Here is a 920-nt window from a genome sequence, read left to right on the forward strand (position 1 = left end):
CTATATCCCCAAAACTCTTTTAAAATACAAATGCCAAACTCTACTTTATGAGACAATCTCTTTAAGTCCGATCCTTCACATCTCGAAAATCCAACGATACGGTTATGAACTTCCACAACTAAAAAGAGATTTCTCGTTTTTTCACTATCCATTTTTATTATTTCCTGGAAACCTTTCGTATCTATAAATCCCTCACCTTCTTCTCTATCCATATTTTCAGTTTCGCCATCGATCTGAACTCTAATTTCTGATAACTGCTCAGCATCCGTTTGAACTGCAGAACGAACTGTATAAGTTAATCCATTTATATGAAACTCTTGTCCTTTTATAATCATTTCAAACTCCTTTTAAATGAGGTCTATTGACGCTATTACAATTTCTTTACCTTGTTTCTCAAATTGTTGAATCGTTTCTTTACTAGCCCCTTCATCTGTTATTATAAGGTCAATTTCTATCAGTGACTCTCCTTTTATAAAGCAGTCTATTCCAAGTTTATTATGAGGAGCTAAACAAATATTTCTTCTAGCAATTTTACTTACTGTTTTTCCAAAATAAGCAACTTCCGGTGTCGCAGTACTTATACCATTCAATGAAATACCGCCACCTGTAGAGAAATAAAGATCAATAGAGAATCTACTTATCAATTCAGAGGCCAGTGTATCTGTCATATTTCCTGATGGTTTCACTTTTCCACCAATTAAGTACGTATCAATGTTCTTATATTCCCGTAACTTACTAGCAATTTCTAAAGCATTCGTAATAACTGTAAATGATGTTTCAGGTAAATACTTTAACATGGCATAATGAATGGAAGCCCCGCCAATAAAAACGGAATCTCCTTCTTGTATGTAGGATACAGCAACTTTCGCAATCGCATCTTCATCTATTGAACTATCACGATAACGTTTCGATGGTTCGGC

At 34.5% G+C, this 920-nt stretch carries 2 protein-coding genes; both read right to left on the reverse strand.

Annotation, left to right across the window (positions count from 1 at the left end; all coding sequences use genetic code 11):
* On the reverse strand, positions 1–335 hold a 335-nt coding region (locus AC1DTM_RS28940), incomplete at its 3' end, for a GNAT family N-acetyltransferase (RefSeq protein ID WP_477001536.1).
* A 12-nt stretch (positions 336–347) separates the two neighbouring features.
* Positions 348–920 (reverse strand): DeoR/GlpR family DNA-binding transcription regulator (locus AC1DTM_RS28945; protein ID WP_477001537.1); only part of this gene is annotated, 573 nt, incomplete at its 5' end.

The sequence above is a fragment of the Bacillus sp. P4_D3 genome, assembly GCF_056401855.1.